At 66.0% G+C, this 16736-nt stretch carries 17 protein-coding genes; 8 read left to right on the top strand and 9 right to left on the bottom strand.

Going from position 1 to position 16736, the window contains the following annotated elements; translation table 11 throughout:
- Positions 1-176: 176 nt before the first annotated feature.
- Positions 177-1649, bottom strand: coding sequence for a MocR-like pyridoxine biosynthesis transcription factor PdxR (pdxR, locus tag ACQ4W4_RS17240; RefSeq protein ID WP_436543028.1), 1473 nt, complete (start codon positions 1647-1649; stop codon positions 177-179).
- Entirely contained in the window at positions 1646-2581 is a 936-nt protein-coding gene (locus ACQ4W4_RS17235; RefSeq protein ID WP_436543027.1) for a hypothetical protein, read from the bottom strand. The genes pdxR and ACQ4W4_RS17235 overlap by 4 nt, the downstream gene beginning before the upstream one ends.
- 150 nt (positions 2582-2731) lie before the next feature.
- Between ACQ4W4_RS17235 and ACQ4W4_RS17230 the strand changes: the two genes are divergently transcribed.
- Positions 2732-3199 (top strand): META domain-containing protein, encoded by a 468-nt coding sequence (locus ACQ4W4_RS17230; RefSeq protein WP_436543026.1) that lies wholly within the window; start codon positions 2732-2734, stop codon positions 3197-3199.
- A gap of 19 nt (positions 3200-3218) precedes the next feature.
- Here the strand turns inward: ACQ4W4_RS17230 and ACQ4W4_RS17225 are convergent, their stop codons facing one another.
- On the bottom strand, positions 3219-3638 hold the full coding sequence (locus ACQ4W4_RS17225; RefSeq protein ID WP_436543025.1) for a hypothetical protein: 420 nt from the start codon (positions 3636-3638) through the stop codon (positions 3219-3221).
- 142 nt (positions 3639-3780) lie between these two features.
- On the opposite strand from ACQ4W4_RS17225, the gene ACQ4W4_RS17220 reads away from it, so the two are divergent.
- A complete protein-coding gene (locus ACQ4W4_RS17220; protein ID WP_436543024.1) occupies positions 3781-4491 on the top strand; it encodes an HAD-IA family hydrolase in 711 nt (236 codons plus the stop codon).
- On the opposite strand, the gene ACQ4W4_RS17215 is transcribed toward ACQ4W4_RS17220, so the two are convergent.
- From ACQ4W4_RS17215 to ssuE, 5 genes are read right to left on the bottom strand one after another with little or no spacing between them, the layout of a single operon-like run.
- Positions 4448-5278: an ATP-binding cassette domain-containing protein gene (locus ACQ4W4_RS17215; RefSeq protein ID WP_436543023.1), complete on the bottom strand. Its 831-nt coding sequence runs from the start codon at positions 5276-5278 to the stop codon at positions 4448-4450. The genes ACQ4W4_RS17220 and ACQ4W4_RS17215 overlap by 44 nt on opposite strands.
- Positions 5279-5295: 17 nt before the next feature.
- Positions 5296-6087 carry an aliphatic sulfonate ABC transporter permease SsuC gene (gene ssuC, locus ACQ4W4_RS17210; protein WP_436543022.1) on the bottom strand — a complete coding sequence of 264 codons (792 nt, stop codon included), beginning with the start codon at positions 6085-6087 and terminating at the stop codon, positions 5296-5298.
- Between the two features lies 1 nt (position 6088).
- A complete protein-coding gene (gene ssuD, locus ACQ4W4_RS17205) occupies positions 6089-7249 on the bottom strand; it encodes an FMNH2-dependent alkanesulfonate monooxygenase (protein ID WP_436543021.1) in 1161 nt (386 codons plus the stop codon).
- A gap of 12 nt (positions 7250-7261) precedes the next feature.
- A complete protein-coding gene (locus tag ACQ4W4_RS17200) occupies positions 7262-8278 on the bottom strand; it encodes a sulfonate ABC transporter substrate-binding protein (protein WP_436543020.1) in 1017 nt (338 codons plus the stop codon).
- 24 nt (positions 8279-8302) lie between these two features.
- The gene (ssuE, locus tag ACQ4W4_RS17195; RefSeq protein WP_436543019.1) at positions 8303-8923 is read right to left on the bottom strand and encodes an NADPH-dependent FMN reductase; all 621 of its coding nucleotides are present in this window, start codon (positions 8921-8923) and stop codon (positions 8303-8305) included.
- Between the two features lie 253 nt (positions 8924-9176).
- Here ssuE and ACQ4W4_RS17190 point away from each other — a divergent pair, with 253 nt between their 5' ends.
- The 5 genes from ACQ4W4_RS17190 (at position 9177) to ACQ4W4_RS17170 (ending at position 14196) form a co-directional block, all read left to right on the top strand.
- Positions 9177-10391 carry an acyl-CoA dehydrogenase family protein gene (locus ACQ4W4_RS17190; protein WP_436543018.1) on the top strand — a complete coding sequence of 405 codons (1215 nt, stop codon included), beginning with the start codon at positions 9177-9179 and terminating at the stop codon, positions 10389-10391.
- 21 nt (positions 10392-10412) lie between these two features.
- Entirely contained in the window at positions 10413-11240 is an 828-nt protein-coding gene (locus tag ACQ4W4_RS17185; protein ID WP_436543017.1) for a MetQ/NlpA family ABC transporter substrate-binding protein, read from the top strand.
- A gap of 3 nt (positions 11241-11243) precedes the next feature.
- The gene (locus ACQ4W4_RS17180; RefSeq protein WP_436543016.1) at positions 11244-12644 is read left to right on the top strand and encodes an LLM class flavin-dependent oxidoreductase; all 1401 of its coding nucleotides are present in this window, start codon (positions 11244-11246) and stop codon (positions 12642-12644) included.
- 96 nt (positions 12645-12740) lie between these two features.
- Positions 12741-13643: a subclass B3 metallo-beta-lactamase gene (bla, locus tag ACQ4W4_RS17175; protein WP_436543015.1), complete on the top strand. Its 903-nt coding sequence runs from the start codon at positions 12741-12743 to the stop codon at positions 13641-13643.
- Positions 13644-13716: 73 nt separating this feature from the next.
- The gene (locus ACQ4W4_RS17170) at positions 13717-14196 is read left to right on the top strand and encodes an META domain-containing protein (protein ID WP_436543014.1); all 480 of its coding nucleotides are present in this window, start codon (positions 13717-13719) and stop codon (positions 14194-14196) included.
- A 123-nt stretch (positions 14197-14319) separates the two neighbouring features.
- Here ACQ4W4_RS17170 and epsC read toward each other — a convergent pair whose 3' ends face one another.
- Positions 14320-15258, bottom strand: a complete 939-nt coding sequence (gene epsC / locus ACQ4W4_RS17165; RefSeq protein WP_211547363.1) for a serine O-acetyltransferase EpsC — start codon at positions 15256-15258, stop codon at positions 14320-14322.
- 189 nt (positions 15259-15447) lie between these two features.
- Between epsC and ACQ4W4_RS17160 the strand changes: the two genes are divergently transcribed.
- Positions 15448-16623 (top strand): multidrug effflux MFS transporter, encoded by a 1176-nt coding sequence (locus tag ACQ4W4_RS17160; RefSeq protein ID WP_436543013.1) that lies wholly within the window; start codon positions 15448-15450, stop codon positions 16621-16623.
- Positions 16624-16736 lie beyond the last annotated feature (113 nt).

The following is a 16736-nucleotide window of genomic DNA, read 5'->3' as shown; positions in this document are numbered from 1 at the left end:
GACGGGGGACGCCAGGTCGCGCCAGCGCGCCTGGCGCCTGTTATCGATTGACGCCGAGGATGTGGAAATTGTCTGCATGCGGTTGCCCTTGCCTGAGGTTCAAAAAGGCATCTTAACGGCCGCATGGACTGCTCAGGCAGGCCAATTTCCATATCCGCAACAGACCACTTGAGCGGTCAGCCCAGCGCGCGGGCCAGGCGCACGATGCCGCTGTCGATCTCGTGCGGCGTGAGCGCGGCAAAGCCCAGCAGCCAGCCACCGCGCTCCGGCCGCGTCGCGTACAAGCGGCTCAGGCCCGGCAGCACGATGCCCGCCTGCGCCGCCAGGCGCAGCGTATCGAGCTCGTCCCGGCCCTCGTGCAGCAGACAGGGCATCTGCAAGCCGCCCGGCGGCAGCTGCGCCGTGACGACGTGCGGCAAATGCCGCCGCACGGCCTGCGCCATCGCGTCGCGGCGCACGGCGTAGACCTTGCGCATGGCCCGCACATGGGCTGCGAAATGGCCGTCCGCGATGAAACGGGCCAGTGTCAGCTGGTCCAGCTGCGGCGTATGGCCATCGAGGATGCTGCGCGCATGCGTCATCGCTTGCACCAGCGCGGGCGGCAGCACCATGTAGCCGATGCGCAGCCCCGGGTACAGCGACTTGGCGAAGGTGCCCAGGTAGATCGTGCGCTGCCGCGTGTCGAGTCCCTGCACGCAAGCCGTCGGCAAGCCCGCATAGTGGAACTGGCTGTCGTAGTCGTCTTCGATGATCCAGCCCTGGCGCTCCGCGGCCCAGGCAGTCAGGGCCAGGCGGCGCTCGAGCGCCAGGGTGACGCCCGTCGGGTACTGATGCGACGGCGTGACGTAAATCGTATTGGCCCCGCTGCGGTCAGCGCGCAGGTGGTCGATGGACAAGCCATGCGCATCGACGGGTACTGGAATCACCTGCAATTGCGCCATCTCGAACGCCTTGCGCGCGCCGAAATAGCCGGGGTCTTCCATCAGGATGGGGCCATGCGCGTCGGCCAGCACCTGCGCGCACAGGTACAGGGCCTGGCGCGTGCTGCTCAACACCAGCACCTGGCCGGCCGTGGCCCGCGCGCCCCGCTCCAGGTTCACATAGTCGGCAATGGCCTGGCGCAGCGGCGCGGCCCCTTGCGGGTCGCCGTGCAGCAGCACATGGTGGTCGCTGCTGGCCGCCTGGCGCCGCAGGCGCTCCCACACGTCGAGCGGAAAGGCCCGCGTTTCCGGCAAACCCGTGGCGAACGCCTTCACGCTTTGCTGGTCGGCCACGCCGCCGCTGGCGAGTATCTGCGCGCCGCGCGCGCTGAGGGCCACCGGCTGCGCGGACAAGGGCGGCAGCGCCCTCCCAGGCTTGCCCAGCAAGCTCGCGCCTATCGTCGGTGACACGAAACTGCCCGATCCCGCCTGGCGCCGCAGATAGCCATCGAGACGCAGCTGCGCATACGCCATTTCCACCGTGTCGCGCGACACGCCCAGCGATTGCGCCAGCGCCCGCGTGGCCGGCAGGCGCACGCCGGGCGCCAGCACGCCGTCGAGTATCAGCTGGCGCAGCGCCCGCTGCACGCGCACACGCAAGTCGAGCGCCGCCAGTGCGGGAGCGGCGATGCGGATTTTCAGGGTGTCGAGTTCGAACTGCGGCGTCATAGGGCCTTGGCCCGGGCGGCATCCACGGCCGCCATGCTGCTGGCCAGCGAAAAGCCGTGCTGCTGCAGCACCGCTACCAGTTGTTCGCCGGCACAGCCCAGGCGCAGGTTTTCCGCCACCCAGTCCCGCCAGGCGGCGCCGATCTCCGGCATCGGTTCATCGTCCAAGGTGAGCCCGAGTATGCAGCTGGCCAGCAAGCCATTGATGCGCTTCGTGTCGATCAGGTGCTGCACCACGGCGTGGCCCGAGTGGGGAAACGGATGCAGGGTGCAGCGGCCGAAGGCGGCCAGGCGCTGCGCGTGCATGGCGTCGAGGTTGACCGATTCGCTGGCGCCGGCGCCGGCGTTGGCCGCATCCGGCCGCGTGCCGAACACCAGGTGCATCTGCGTATGCCCGGTCGCCCTGGCGCGGCACAGGGCCGCCAGGTCGTAATAGCCGGAAAGCGGCGGGTCCTGCGCCAGCGACTCCATCACGGGCAGCCAGCGCAGCTCATGGTACAAGCGCGCCTGTTCCACGTCCAAAAAGGACAGCGGCCCGAAGGCCACGATCTGCTGCGCATCGAGCAGCAAACCATACATGACGGCAGCGTAACCGCCCATGGACTGGCCGAGGGTGGTGATGGTACTTGGTGCGATGCGGCGCACCAGCTCGCGCAAGGCTTGCGCCGTTTCATCCACGTGGCTGCCCAGGCCCGCGATGCGGCGGTGGTACCAGGCATTGCCCGAATCGCGCACGAGGATCTTGTTCAGGTGCTGCCCGCTGGCCTGCTCGAGCTTGCGCAGGCGGCCGTAAAAATCGAAGGCGGGACGCGTCGTCCACGAGACGAAGCCGAAGGCGATGACCAGCGGCGCGCCGGGCACGATGCGGTCGACCAGCACGTCGTCGCCAGTGGTGGCGACCAGTCGATTATCCAGCGCTTGCGCTTGCAGCATCGGTCCGGCTCCCCGATCAAGGTTAAAACAATAGAAAGCATGAGTTTAATGCCAGGACTGGCAAAATGGAAACATTCGCCGCTGCGGTACGCGGGCAGGCGCGAAAAATCTGCTAGGCTGCAGGCATTCCACCCCTCACAGGAGCATCCCATGCTGCATCGCCTGACGCATCGTCTCACATACCTGTGCCTCGCCGCCGCCATCGCCATGGCCGGAGGCTGCGCCGCCACAGCCGACAGTGCCAAGCAGGACACCGGCCTCACGCCCAGCTACAGCCTGACGAATACCTACTGGAAGCTGACGGAACTCGCTGGCGCCCCGGTGACGATGGCGCCCGGGCAGGAGCGCGAAGTGCGCATCACCCTCACCGACGATGGCAAGGTCCATGGTTTTACGGGCTGCAACCGCGTCATGGGCGGCTATACGCTGGCCGGCAATACCCTGCGCTTCACGCAGCTGGCCGGCACGCGCATGGCCTGTCCACCGCCGCTGATGCAGCTGGAAAGCGCCGTGCTGGCCAACTTGAACAGCGTGACGGGCTACCGTTTCGAAGGCGAGTACCTGATCCTGCTCAAGGATGGCGCGCCTGTGGCCCGCTTTGAATCGGTCTACCTGTAGGCCGTCATCCGGCAGCAGGTCAAATGACCTTGAAGATTTCCAGCCCGCCCTGATTACGCAGGCAGTACACATCCTCGTACTGAAATGAGACGACAAATTTGCAGGGGCTGGATTCGACCAGGCAGGCAACGACTTCCCGCAAGGTACTGGGGCAGGCATCGTACTCGCCGCTGTTGTAGCGAAAATTGATCCTGTATTCCACCAGCCAGTCCTGCGGCGAAGGCAGAAATTCGGCAAGCACCGCTTCCGGGCCAGAGCTCCCCGTACCATGCTCGACGCTCCTGATGCGGACATAAAAATTCAGGCCCGACTCGGGAAACCAGCCATTGAAGCCCCTGTCGGTGCGCTGGAATTCCTGCGCGCCGCAGCGCGTCAAAACGTCGGTCAACACTCCCTGCCCCAGCTGCGCATCCGCTTCCAACGAAAATTCGATTGCCACTATCCGACCTTGTCCTTGTCGCTGCCGTGCCGGCCAGGATGGCCGATGCGTTGAATGCAGCACCGCACGCATATTACACTTTCATTCTACAATGGGCGCTTGCAAAAAAAGCCCCCCCCCCCCACCCGCCTGGAAGGAAGCCATGTCCGCACTGCCCTCGCCGTCGTCTCCATCATTGCCATCGGCCGCCGGCCGCTACCGGGCTTTTCTTTTTGACATGGACGGCACCGTCATCAATTCCATCGCCGCCGCCGAACGCATCTGGGGCACCTGGGCGCAGCGCCAGGGCCTCGACGTGGCGGCCTTTCTGCCCACCATCCATGGCGCGCGCTCGGTCGACACCATCGCCAAGCTGCGCTTGCCCGGCGTCGATGCGCAGCGCGAGTCGCAGGGCATCACGGATGCGGAAATCATCGATGTGGAAGGGATTATTGAAATCGCGGGCGCGCTGCGTTTCTTGACGTCGCTGCCGCCCGCGCAATGGGCCATCGTCACCTCGGCGCCGCGCGCATTGGCCACGGCCCGCCTGAAGGCGGCCGGCATGCCCATTCCCGCCATCATGGTGACGGCGGAAGACGTCAAGGCGGGCAAACCAAAGCCCGATTGCTATTTGCTGGCGGCGGAAAAACTGGGCGTGGCGCCCGCCGACTGCCTGGTGTTCGAGGATGCCTCCGTCGGCATCGAGGCGGGCGAGGCGGCTGGCGCGAAGGTGATCGTCGTCACCGCCACGCATGCGCACCCGCTGGCCACGCGCCACCCGGCCATCGACAATTATGAAGCCATCGTGGCGACGCTCGATGCGGACGGCTTCATCGTGCTGGCGGAGTCGGTTGCAGCACCCGCGACAAGATAGCCTGCTCCAGCGCGGCGAAGGCCGCATGGCCGCGCTGGCGCGGGCGCGGCAAGTCCACCTGCACGTCCATGGTGATCCGCCCCTCCTCGATCAGCAGCACGCGGTCGGCCAGGGCCACGGCTTCGGCCACGTCGTGCGTCACCAGCACGGCCGTGAAACCGCGCGCCAGCCATAGCGACTCGATCAGCTGCTGCATCTCGATGCGCGTGAGGGCGTCGAGCGCGCCGAGCGGCTCGTCGAGCAAGAGCAGCTGAGGCTCGTGCACGAGGGCGCGCGCCAGCGCCACGCGCTGCTTCTGCCCGCCGGACAGGGCCGACGGCCAGTCGTCCGCCCGCTCGGCCAGGCCCACCGTCCACAGCGAGGCGGCCGCCGCGCCCACGGAACGGGGCAGGCCCAGGGCCACGTTGTCGAGCACCGTCTTCCACGGCAACAGACGCGACTCCTGGAACATGATGCGGATGTCGGGCGCGCCCACGCCGCTGCCGATGGCGATGCTGCCGTCGTCGACGCTTTCCAGGCCCGCGATCGAGCGCAGCAAGGTGCTCTTGCCGCAGCCGCTGCGTCCCACGATGGCGACAAATTCTCCCGCTTCCAGCTGCAGGTCGACGTTTTTCAGCACGGGGCGGCTGGTGTAGGATTTGCTCAGCTTCGTCAGTTCCAGGGGAACGCCACGCCGTTGCAAAGGAGCGGACGGTGCCGCCTTCGCCTGCGGCGGCGCGCTGGCCGGGTCGTACTGCGCGAAGTGCGACAAAAAATCCGTTTCGATCTGGATGGGGGCAAGCAGCATGGTGTCCTCTTCAATCATTAGCGGTAAGCGGGATTCCAGCGCAGGCAATGGCGTTCCAGCCGGCGCGAGAACAAATCGGCCAGCTTGCCCAGCAAGGCGTACAGCAGTATCCCCACCAGCACCACGTCCGTCTGCAAGAATTCGCGCGCATTCATGGTCATGTAGCCGATGCCGGCCTGCGCCGATATCGTTTCGGCGACGATCAGCAGCACCCACACGAGTCCCAGCGAAAAGCGCACGCCGACCAGGATGGAGGGCATGGCGGCCGGCAGGATCACGTCGCGGTACAAAGGCCAGCCGGACAAGCCATAGCTTTTCGCCATTTCGATCAAGCCCTGGTCGGCCGAGCGGATGCCGTGGAAGGTATTCAGGTAGACGGGAAAGAACACGCCGACGGCCAGCAGGAACAGCTTCGCCGTCTCGTCGATGCCGAACCACAGGATCACCAGCGGGATCAGGGCCAGGGCCGGGATATTGCGCACCATTTGCAATGTCGTGTCGAGCAGGGTTTCCGCGTGGCGGAAGCTGCCCGTCAAAAGCCCCAGCAGCAAGCCCAGTCCCGCGCCGACGGCGAAACCGACGGAGGCGCGCCACAAGCTCGTTTTCAGGTGCAGCCACAGTTCGCCCGACGCGGCCAGGTGCCAGAAGGCCTTCGCCACGGCCCACGGCTCGGGCAGGATGCGGCTCGACAGCCAGCCCCACTGCGCCGCCAGCTGCCAGGCCAGCAACAGCGCCACGGGCAAGGCCCATGGCGCCAAGGCATTGCGCCACGGCGCGGCGCCGGCCCATTTTACGGAGCTGGCCGCCATCTCAGGCCGCCTTTTTCTGCGGCGCGGCCGGCACGATATTGCTGGCCATGACTTCGCCAAAGGGGCCGCTCAAGGATTGCTCCCCCACGGCCTTGCCCTTGCCCAGCAGCGGAAACACCAGTTCGGCGAAGCGGTAAGACTCTTCCAGGTGCGGATAGCCCGAGAAAATGAAGGTGTCGATGCCCAGGTCCGCGTATTCCTGCATGCGCGCCACCACGGTCGGACCGTCGCCGACCAAGGCCGTGCCCGCACCGCCGCGCACCAGGCCCACACCGGCCCACAGATTCGGCGACACTTCGAGCTTGTCGCGCCGCCCGCCATGCAGGGCCGCCATGCGTTGCTGGCCCACGGAATCCATCTTGCCGAATGCCGCCTGCGCCTTGGCGATGACATCATCGTCCAGGTGACTGATCAGTTCATCGGCCGCGCGCCAGGCCGCCTCATTCGTCTCGCGCACGATCACGTGCAATCGGATGCCAAACCGGACTGTGCGACCGTGTTTTGCCGCGCGCGCGCGGATGTCGGCGATCTTCTCGGCGACTGCGGCGGGCGGCTCGCCCCACGTCAGGTACACGTCCATCTGCTCGGCCGCCAGTTCATGCGCGGGCTCGGACGAGCCGCCGAAATACAGGGGCGGATACGGTTTCTGCACGGGCGGATACAGGGTTTTCGCACCCTTCACCTGGATATGCTTGCCCTCGAAATCGTAGCCGGCCGCGCCGCCCTCGCCCGCCAGCGTGGCGCGCCATACCTTGATGAACTCATCGGAGATTTCATAGCGCTTGGCGTGGTCCGCAAACAGGCCGTCCGCTTCCAGCTCGCCCTGGTCGCCGCCCGTGACGACGTTGATCAAGAGGCGCCCGTTCGACAGGCGGTCGAAGGTGGACGCCATGCGCACGGCCAGGCCGGGCGTGGACAGGCCGGGCCGCACGGCCACCAGGAATTTGAGCTTGTGCGTCACGCTGATCAAGGACGACGCCACCACCCACGCGTCTTCGCAGGAGCGGCCCGTCGGCAGCAGCACGCCATCGTAGCCGAGCGTGTCGGCGGCCACGGCCACCTGGCGCAGATAATCGGCATCGACGGGACGCGCGCCCTGCGACGTACCCAGGTAGCGGCTGTCGCCGTGGGTGGGGATAAACCAGAAGACATTCAATGACATGATATTTGTTCCTTATTTTGCGCTGGTGGCCAGCTGGCGCGCCGGCAGCAGCGCATCCTTGACGACAATCGGTTTCGGTATCAGCTTCAGGCTGGAGAACGCATCGGCCACCCTTTGCTGCGAGGCGATCACGTCGACCGACACGGGTTTGACGCCATACGCATAGCGCGAGGCGGCCAGCGCCACGACATCCTTGCCCAGCCCCGTCTGCGCGGCGAGAATCGTCGCCACTTCGTCCGGGTTGTTGCGGCCCCAGTCATCGACCTTGGCCACTTCGTCGAGCACGATGCGCAGAATTTCCGGGTTTTTCTCGGCATACGTGCGCGAGGCCAGGTAGAACTGGTAGTTCGCCACCAGGCCCTTGCCGTCGGCCAGGACGCGGGCGCCCAGCTGCTTTTCGGCGGCCGCCAGGAACGGATCCCATATGGCCCAGGCATCCACGCTGCCCCGCTCGAAGGCGGCGCGCGCATCGGCCGGCGGCAGGAACACGGGCTGGATGTCGGCGTAGGCGACGCCCGCCTTTTCCAGCGCCTTCAATAACAGGTAATGCACGTTCGAGCCCTTGTTCAGGGCGACCTTCTTGCCCTTCAGGTCGGCCAGGGTGCGCAGGCCGGAACCCTTGGGCACGACGATGGCTTCGCTGGCGGGCGACGCCGGCTCATTGCCGACATACACCAGGTTGGCGCCGGCTGCCTGGGCAAAGATCGGCGGCGCCTCGCCCACGGTGCCGAAATCGATGCTGCCCACGTTCAGGCCTTCCAGCAGCACGGGGCCGGCCGGAAACTCCGTCCACTTCACGCCCACGCCCTGCTCGGCCAGGCGTTTTTCCAAGGTGCCGCGCCCCTTCAACAACGTCAGGGTGCCGTATTTCTGGTAGCCGATACGCACCTGCACCTGCACCTGCACCTCGCCCTTGGCCTGCGCGAGCGCTGTCGCCGGCATGCCGGCCGCCATCACGCCGGCAGCGGTGGCAAACAGCAAGCCCAGAGTGGTACGGCGCGAAAGTCGTTGTGCGTGGCGGTGTGTCATGGCGGTTCCTTGGTCGGTGAATAATCAGGCGGCTTGATACTGGGGCGCGTAAGGCTGGTCTTGCAGCGAACGCACGGGAGGCGGGACCTCCACTGGCGCGGGCGGGCGCCGGCCCTGCAGCACGAACAGGCCGGTGGAGAGTTCCTCGATGCCGGCCTGCACGCGCGCGGCAATCGGCGCGTCCAGGCTCAGGCCCCCCTCCTCCTGCCACGCCAGCTGCTGCGCATTGGCGTAGATGCTGGTGAAGACTTGCTTGGCACCCAGCGCATGCAGCACGGGACGCAGCGCATAGTCGAGCGCCAGGGTGTGGGCATGGCCGCCGCCCGTGGCCAGCGGCAGCACCAGCTTGCCGGCCAGGCCATCTTGCGGCAGCAGGTCGAGGAAGGCTTTCAGCAACCCTGTATACGACGCCTTGTAGATGGGCGTGGCGATCACGATGGCGTCGGCGTCGGCCACGGCGCGCACGGCGCGGGCAATCGCCGCGTCGTCGTAGTCGGCCAGCAGCAAGGCATGCGCCGGCAAGTCGCGCACATGCAGCTGGGCGTAGCTGTGTCCCTGCAGCGCCAGCTGTTCGCCGATATGCAGCAGCAGACGGCTGGAACTGGAGGGGAGTTGCGGGCTGCCGCCCAATAACAAGATGCTCATGTGATGCCCGTCCCTGTAGGTTGTCGGATTGGAGTTGCTCGGATGCTTGCAGCCTATCGCCATCAGCGGCCCGGTAAAACGAATGCTTTCGCGCTTCGATATGCGTTTTTTGACTATCCGGGCCTGACGCCCCGCAAGCGAAGGCGCCGCTGCCTGCATGGCTTTTTTCGCATATCCATGCGCGGTTTTCTTCGTGTACGGCGCGTGCCTGGCGGTGCAATATCGGCGTCATCGTCTTTCTGGAATGTCACTCATGTCTAGCGTTTTTCTCCATGCCGCCCGTCCCCAGCCGCCTGTGCCGGACCCCCTGCAGGACGCCATCCGCATCGCAACAAAGCTGGCCGCGCGCCTGGCCGAAACGGCGAATGCCCGCGACCAGGCCGGCGGCCATGCGGCGCAGGAGCGTGAATGGCTGCGCGAGTCGGGCTTGCTGACCTTGTCGATTCCCGTGGAATTCGGCGGCCAGGGCGCGTCCTGGCCCCTCGTGTACCAGGTGATCCGCATCCTGGCGCGGGCCGACAGCGCGCTGGCGCATGTCTTCGGCTTCCACCATCTGCAGCTGGCCGGCTTGCAGCTGTATGGCAGCGCGCAGCAGCAGCGCCGCCTGCTCACCTTGACCGTCGACGAGCGCCTGTTCTGGGGCAATGCCCTGAATCCCCTCGACAAACGGGTCACGGCCAGCGACAGCGGCGACGGCTATATCCTCGACGGCATCAAGAGCTTTTCTTCCGGTTCCGTGGGGTCCGACTGGCTGACCGTCTCCGCCTGGCACGCGCCCACGCAAACGGCGCTGATCGCCGCCCTGCCCACGCGCCAGGATGGCGTGAGCGTGCAGGCGGACTGGGACGCCTTCGGCCAGCGCCAGACGGACAGCGGCAATGTGCATTTCGAGCAGGTACGCCTGCCATCGGAGCTGGTCTTGCAGGCGCCGGGCCAGGCAGCCACACCGCAAGCGACCGTGCGTTCGCAGCTCGCGCAACTGATCATGAGCAATCTCTATCTGGGCATCGCCGAAGGCGCGTTCGAGGCGGCGCGCCGCTACACGGACGAGCAGGCGAAAGCCTGGTTTGCCTCGGGCGTGGCCAAGGCAACGGACGACCCTTTGGTGCAGCACCGCTACGGCCAGCTGTGGCTCTTGCTGCGTCCCGCGCAAGTGCTGGCCGACGTGGCGGCGCAGGAACTGGAAAAGGTCTTCCGCAAGGGCGCGCTGGTGACGGCGCGCGAACGGGGCTTGCTGGCCGTCGCCGTGGCCGAAGCCAAGTGCCTGGCGCACAAGGCGGGACTGGAGATCAGCAGCCAGATGTTCGAACTGACGGGCGCCCGTTCCACCTCGGCCCAGTATGGCTTCGACCGCTACTGGCGCAACGTGCGCGTGCATACCCTGCACGACCCCGTCGACTACAAGCTGCGCGACCTGGGACGCTTTGCCTTGACCGGCACGGTGCCCGAACCAACCGCGTATTCATAATTCACCCACCAAGGAGTCAGCATGACCATCGCCCGCCGCAGCATCCTCCTCACCGCCCTGACCCTGGCCTTGACGGCCAGCTTCGCCCACGCCAAGGACCCGAAGGACATCACCATCGGCACCAGCGCCGGGCCGTATGCGGACCAGATCAAGCTGGGCATCAAGCCTATCCTGGAAAAGCAGGGCTACAAGGTCAAGCTGGTGGAATTCAACGACTACATCCAGCCCAACTTCGCGCTGGCCGAGGGGTCGCTCGACGCCAATGTGTTCCAGCACATCGTCTACCTGAAGAAATTCGCGCTGGAGCACAAGCTGGCCCTGACAGACCTGATCACGATACCCACGGCGCCGATCGCCATCTACAGCAAGAAGCACAAGACCCTGGACGACGTGAAGGAAGGCACGACGGTGGGCTTGCCGAACGATCCGACCAACCAGGCGCGCGCGCTGGTGCTGCTCGACCAGCTGGGATGGATCAAGCTGCGCGCCAGCTTCGATCCCGTGCGCGCGTCGGAAAAGGATATCGCCGTCAACACGAAGAAAATCAAGCTGCTGCCGCTGGAAGCGGCGCAGCTGCCACGCTCGCTGGGCGACACCGATTACTCCTTCATCAACGGCAATTACGCGCTGGCGTCGGGCTTGAAACTGACGGAGGCGCTGGTGGCCGAAAAAATCTCGCCCAACTACATCAACCTGGTGGCCGTGCGCACAGCGGACAAGGACAAGCAGTTCGCCAAGGACCTGGCGGCCGCCTACCGCTCGCGCGAATTCCTCGACATCACGAACAAACACTTTGCCGGCTACTCGAAACCCGACTACCAGCAAGCCTTGCAGACGGCAGCCAAATAAGCCATGGCCAAGACGATACGCTTCAACGCCTTCCAGATGAACACGGTCGGCCACCAGTCGCCGGGACTGTGGACGCATGCGCGCGACCGCAGCCACCGCTATACCGATCCCGCCCACTGGACGGAACTGGCGCGGCTGCTGGAAGTGGGCCTGTTCGACGCGGTGTTCCTGGCCGACGTGCTGGGTGTGTATGACGTGTACCGGGGCAGCCTTGATGCGGCCCTGGAACACGGCGTGCAGGTGCCGCTGAACGACCCGCTGGCGCTCGTGCCCATCATGGCGCAGGCCACCACGCACCTGGGCTTTGGCGTCACCTGCGCCCTCACCTACGAGCACCCGTACACGTTTGCGCGGCGCATGTCCACGCTCGACCACCTGACCGGAGGGCGCATCGGCTGGAATATCGTCACGGGCTACCTCGACAGCGCGGCGCGCAACCTGGGCTTGAACCAGCAACTGGGCCACGACGAGCGCTACGACCTGGCCGACGAATATCTGGAAGTCGTCTACAAGCTGTGGGAAAAGAGCTGGGACGACGACGCCGTCGTCAACGACAAGGTGCGCGGCATTTACGCCGATCCGGCCAGAGTCCATCCGATCAACCATGCCGGGCGCCACTACCAGGTGCCCGGCATCCATTTGTGCGAGCCCTCGCCGCAGCGCACGCCGCTGCTGTACCAGGCGGGCACCTCGCCGCGCGGCACGCGCTTCGCGGCGCGCCATGCGGAGGCGACCTTCGTCAGTGGCCCCAGCAAGACGGTGGTGAAGCGCTACGCCGACGACTTGCGCGCCGCCGTGCGGCAAAGCGGGCGCGATGGCGACGCGCTGCTGATCTACGCGCAGGCGCTGGTCATCACGGGCGCCACGGAAGAAGAAGCGCGCGCCAAGCATGCCGGCTACCTGCGCCACGTGAATATCGAGGCGGCCCTCGTGCTGCTGTCCGGCTGGACGGGCGTCGATTTCAGCCGCTACCCGCTCGACGCCACGATCGAATACATCGATTCCCCGGCCGGCCGCTCGGCGCTGGCCTCGTTCAGCCAGGCCGACCCGGACCGCACGTGGACGGTACGCGAGGCAGCCGCATACATCGGCCTGGGCGGACGCGGCCCCGTCATCGTCGGCGACGCGCGCCAGGTGGCCGACCAACTGGAAAGCTGGCTCGATGAAACGGGCATCGACGGTTTCAATCTGGCCTTCGCCGTGGCGCACGACAGCATGGCCGACGTGGTGACCCACATCGTGCCGGAACTGCAGCGGCGCGGCCGCTACCGCACCGCCTATGAGGAAGGCACCCTGCGCCACAAGGTGTTTGGCCAGGGCCCGCGCCTGCCCGCCGATCACGCGGGGCGCCAGGTCAGCATCGCGCCTTCGGCCACACCCGGCGCCACGCTGGCCGCCGCCTGAGCGCACGCTACCCTGGCCAGCATCCTTGCCAGCGTTTGCGTCGCGCCCCGTTCCGTGTCAGCATATGTCACACTGGCAACACGGATAAGGATCACAATGCCCCTCACACCACCACGCGCGCTGGTCCTGGCAATGCTGCTGGCCAGCCCGGCCATCCAGGCGCAGGCGCCTGTCACGCCGCCGACGCCGGACTGCGAAGTCTGCGCCGCCTGGAACGCGGACCAGACGCCGTTCCGCATTTTCGGCAATACCTATTATGTGGGCGTGAAGGGCCTCAGTTCCGTGCTCATCACGTCGCCGCAGGGCCATGTGCTGATCGATGGCGGCTTGCCGGAATCGGCGCCAAAGATCATCGCCAGTATCGGCGCGCTGGGTTTTCGCATCGAAGACGTCAAGCTGATCCTCAATTCGCACGGCCATATCGACCATGCGGGCGGCCTGGCCGAACTGCAGCGGCGCAGCAATGCGCTGGTGGCCGCCAGCCCGTCAGCAGCGCTGGACCTGGCGTCGGGCGAAGTGGGACCGGACGACCCGCAATACCACGCGCTGCCCAAGTACCCGCCCGTGAAGGACATGCGTCTGGCGCGCGACGGCGGCCAGTTCAATGTCGGCCCGATCAAATTGACGGCGCACGCCACGCCGGGCCACACGCCCGGAGGCCTGAGCTGGACGTGGCAATCGTGCGACGGCCCCCGCTGCCTGCACATGGTCTACGCGGACAGCCTCAACGCCGTCTCGCGCCCCGGCTTCAAGTTCAGCGCCAGCAGCGAATATCCGAACGCGGTGGCGGACTTGCGCCACAGCTTCGAGACCCTGGAAAAGCTGCCCTGCGACGTGCTGATCTCCGCCCACCCGGAAGCGTCGCAGCTGTGGGAACGGCTGGAAGCGAGCGTCACGGCCGGCAGCGAAGCGTTTGTCGATCCGCAGGCCTGCCGCGCCTACGTGGCGGCGGCGCGCACCCTGCTCGATGCACGCCTGGAACAGGAAAAGCAGGACTAGGCTTGTCAACCGTGCACGCTGGCGCGGCGCCGATCTGCTACGCTGGCGCCATTCATTTGAAGAAGGAAAAAACATGTTCACACTCGCCAGACTGATTCCCCTCGCCGCCATCGTCGCCATCACCGCAGGCTGCGCGCAAACGCCCGTGCGCAGCGACGCTGCGGCCGCAGCCCCCGGCGCCACCTCGCCCGCCCAGCCGGCGCCTAAGCTGACGGGCACGCAGTGGAAGCTGAAGGAATTGAAGGGCAAGCAAGTCGCGCGCAAGGCGCCCGAGCAGCGCGACGTGACACTGCTGCTGGCCGAAGGCCGCGCCAGCGGCCACAGCGGCTGCAACCAGATGATGGGCGGCTACACCAGCGACGGCGTCAGCACCCTGGCCTTCTCGCAGCTGGCCGGCACCATGATGATGTGCCAGCCGCAGGACATGGAACTCGAGCGCCTGCTCCTGACCACCCTGGGCGAAGTCAATGGCTACCGCTACGCCGACCAGGAATTGCTGCTGCTGAAGGATGGCGTGCCCGTGGCGCGCTATGAAGCGTTGACGGTGAAGTAAACCCCGCACTCCCGCATGTGAAGCGTGCCCGAAAAACGTTCAGGGCAAGGCGCGGCGCCGCAGGCAGTACGCTAGTACGGCCAGGCGCTGCAACGCCGCCATGGACGTTTTCTCGGCCACGCTTCAGTCGTTGCGCATCTGCGCCTGCGATACATTGCTCTCAGGCGGCACGCTCTGCGTCAGCCACACATTCCCCCCGATGGTCGATCCCGCGCCGATGGTGATGCGCCCCAGCACGGTCGCGCCCGCATAAATCACCACGTCATCCTCGACGATGGGGTGGCGCGGCGTGCCCTTGATCAGCGCGCCGGAAGCATCGGCCGGAAAACGCTTGGCGCCCAGGGTGACGGCCTGGTACAGGCGCACGCGCTGGCCGATGATGGCCGTCTCGCCGATCACCACGCCCGTGCCATGGTCGATGAAGAAGGATGCGCCGATGTGCGCGCCCGGGTGGATGTCGATGCCCGTCAAGGTATGCGCGATGTCGGCGATCAGGCGCGCCAGGAACGGCGCGCCGAGCGCATGCAGGCGGTGCGCCAGGCGGTGGTACAAGATGGCGATGGTGCCCGGGTAGCACAGCATGATCTCGGCCACCGAGGTGGCGGCCGGGTCGCCCGCGTACGCGGCCTGCACGTCCGACACCAGCAGGGCGCGGATATCGGGCAGGCTGGCGGCAAAGGCGCGCGTGATGTCGCGCGCCTGCTGCGCCAGGGCCGCGTCGTCGCTGGCGCCCTCGCCCTCGTCGCCCGCCGGTACGGAGAACAGCAGTCCGCGCCGCACCTGCTCGCTGAGGCGGTTCAGGGTGGTGTTGAGCGTGTCGCCGACAAAATAATCGATGCTTTCGTCGGTCAGATTCGGCCGTCCGTAATGCGTGGGAAACAGGGCCGCCGACAGCCCATTGACGATGGTGGTGAGCGCCTCGCGCGACGGCAGTTCGCGCACCCTGCCGTTATGGCGGATCTTGTGCTTGTCTTCGCGCGAGCTGCGCAAGGCCTGGATCACGGGCCCCAGGTTCCACTGAGCCGTGTCGTCGGCGGGCGCTGCGGGATAAATACTATGCATGGCGTATCACTTCCAGAAAACGGCAAACAGGCCGGGTCGCCTCAGCTTAACGGCGACGGCAAGCGGTGCAAACGAAGAAATCCAAGGTTTCATATGCGAAAAACGCATATGGATGGCAAACCGCCGCGGCACCGGACCCGATTCCCGCCGCTAGCGTAAAATGACGGACTAACAAAAACACTCTTCAACATGACTAAATTATTAACCTGGATTTTGGCGGGCCTGGCGATGGTCGGACCGCTTGCAATTGACACCTATCTGCCGTCCTTCCCCGCCATCGTGCAAGATTTCAATGCCAGCCCCCTGCTGGTGCAGCAGACCCTGAGCTTTTTCCTGTTCACGTTCGCCTTCATGATGCTGTTTTACGGCACCCTGTCCGATTCGTTCGGCCGCCGTCCCGTGATTCTCGTCTCGCTGGTGCTGTATGTGATCGCCTCCGTGGGCGCCGCGCTGGCGCCGTCGCTGGGCTGGCTGCTGGCCTGGCGCGTGCTGCAGGGCCTCTCGGCCGGCGCCGGTTCCGTGATCGGCCGCGCCATCGTGCAAGACCGCTATTCGGGCGCCGCCGCGCAGAAAATCCTCTCGCACATCATGATGGTGTTCGCGCTGGCGCCGGCCATCGCGCCCGTGCTGGGCGGCTGGCTGCAGGTGGGCCTGGGCTGGCGGGCGATCTTCTGGTTCCTCACGGCCTTCGGCGTGCTGATGTTCGTCGTCGTCTGGCGCGCCTTGCCGGAAAGCCTGCCGAAGGAGCAGCGCCACGCCTTCCACCTGGGCGACATCGCCGTCAATTACTGGAAGGTGCTGTGCCACCGCCAGTTCCTGCTGCTGTCGACGGCCATCGGCGCCGCCTTTGGCGGCTTCGCCCTGTACATCGGTTCGGCCGCCTACTTCATCATCAATATCCTGCACCTGCCGGAGACGGCATTCGCCTGGCTGTTCATTCCCCTGATCAGCGGCATGGTGTTCGGCTCGGCCCTGTCGGCGAAGATCGCCCACCGCTACAGCCAGCGCCAGATGATCTGGGCCGGCTTCATATTGATGCTGGTAGCCGCGCTGGCCAACATCGGCTACAACTACGTGTTTGCCGCCGAAGTGCCGTGGGCCGTGCTGCCGCTGTTCTTCTACTCGTTTGCCCTGTCGATCGCCATGCCGCCGATGACCCTGATGGCGCTGAACCACTTCCCCAACAACAGCGGCCTGGCGTCGTCGATGCAATCGTTCATCCAGATGCTGCTGTTCGCGCTGGTGTCGGGCCTGGTGGCGCCGCTGCTGTTCGACAGCGCCCTGAACCTGGCGTATGGCGTGATGGCGGGACTGCTGGTGAGTTTGGTTTGCTGGGTGTTTGCGCAGGGTAAGGCTGAAGCGTAGATACTGTTATCCCCGTCAAGCGGCGTGCAAGGCCGGATCAAATATTTTTCCCGACCTGAGCACGCCGAATGCCACGTGCACCAGCTTGCGCATCATGGCGCCGATGATCAGCT

The organism is Janthinobacterium glycogeni, assembly GCF_051380725.1.
Classification (GTDB): Bacteria; Pseudomonadota; Gammaproteobacteria; order Burkholderiales; family Burkholderiaceae_D; genus Janthinobacterium.
This window is presented reverse-complemented; position numbering and strand designations above follow the sequence as displayed.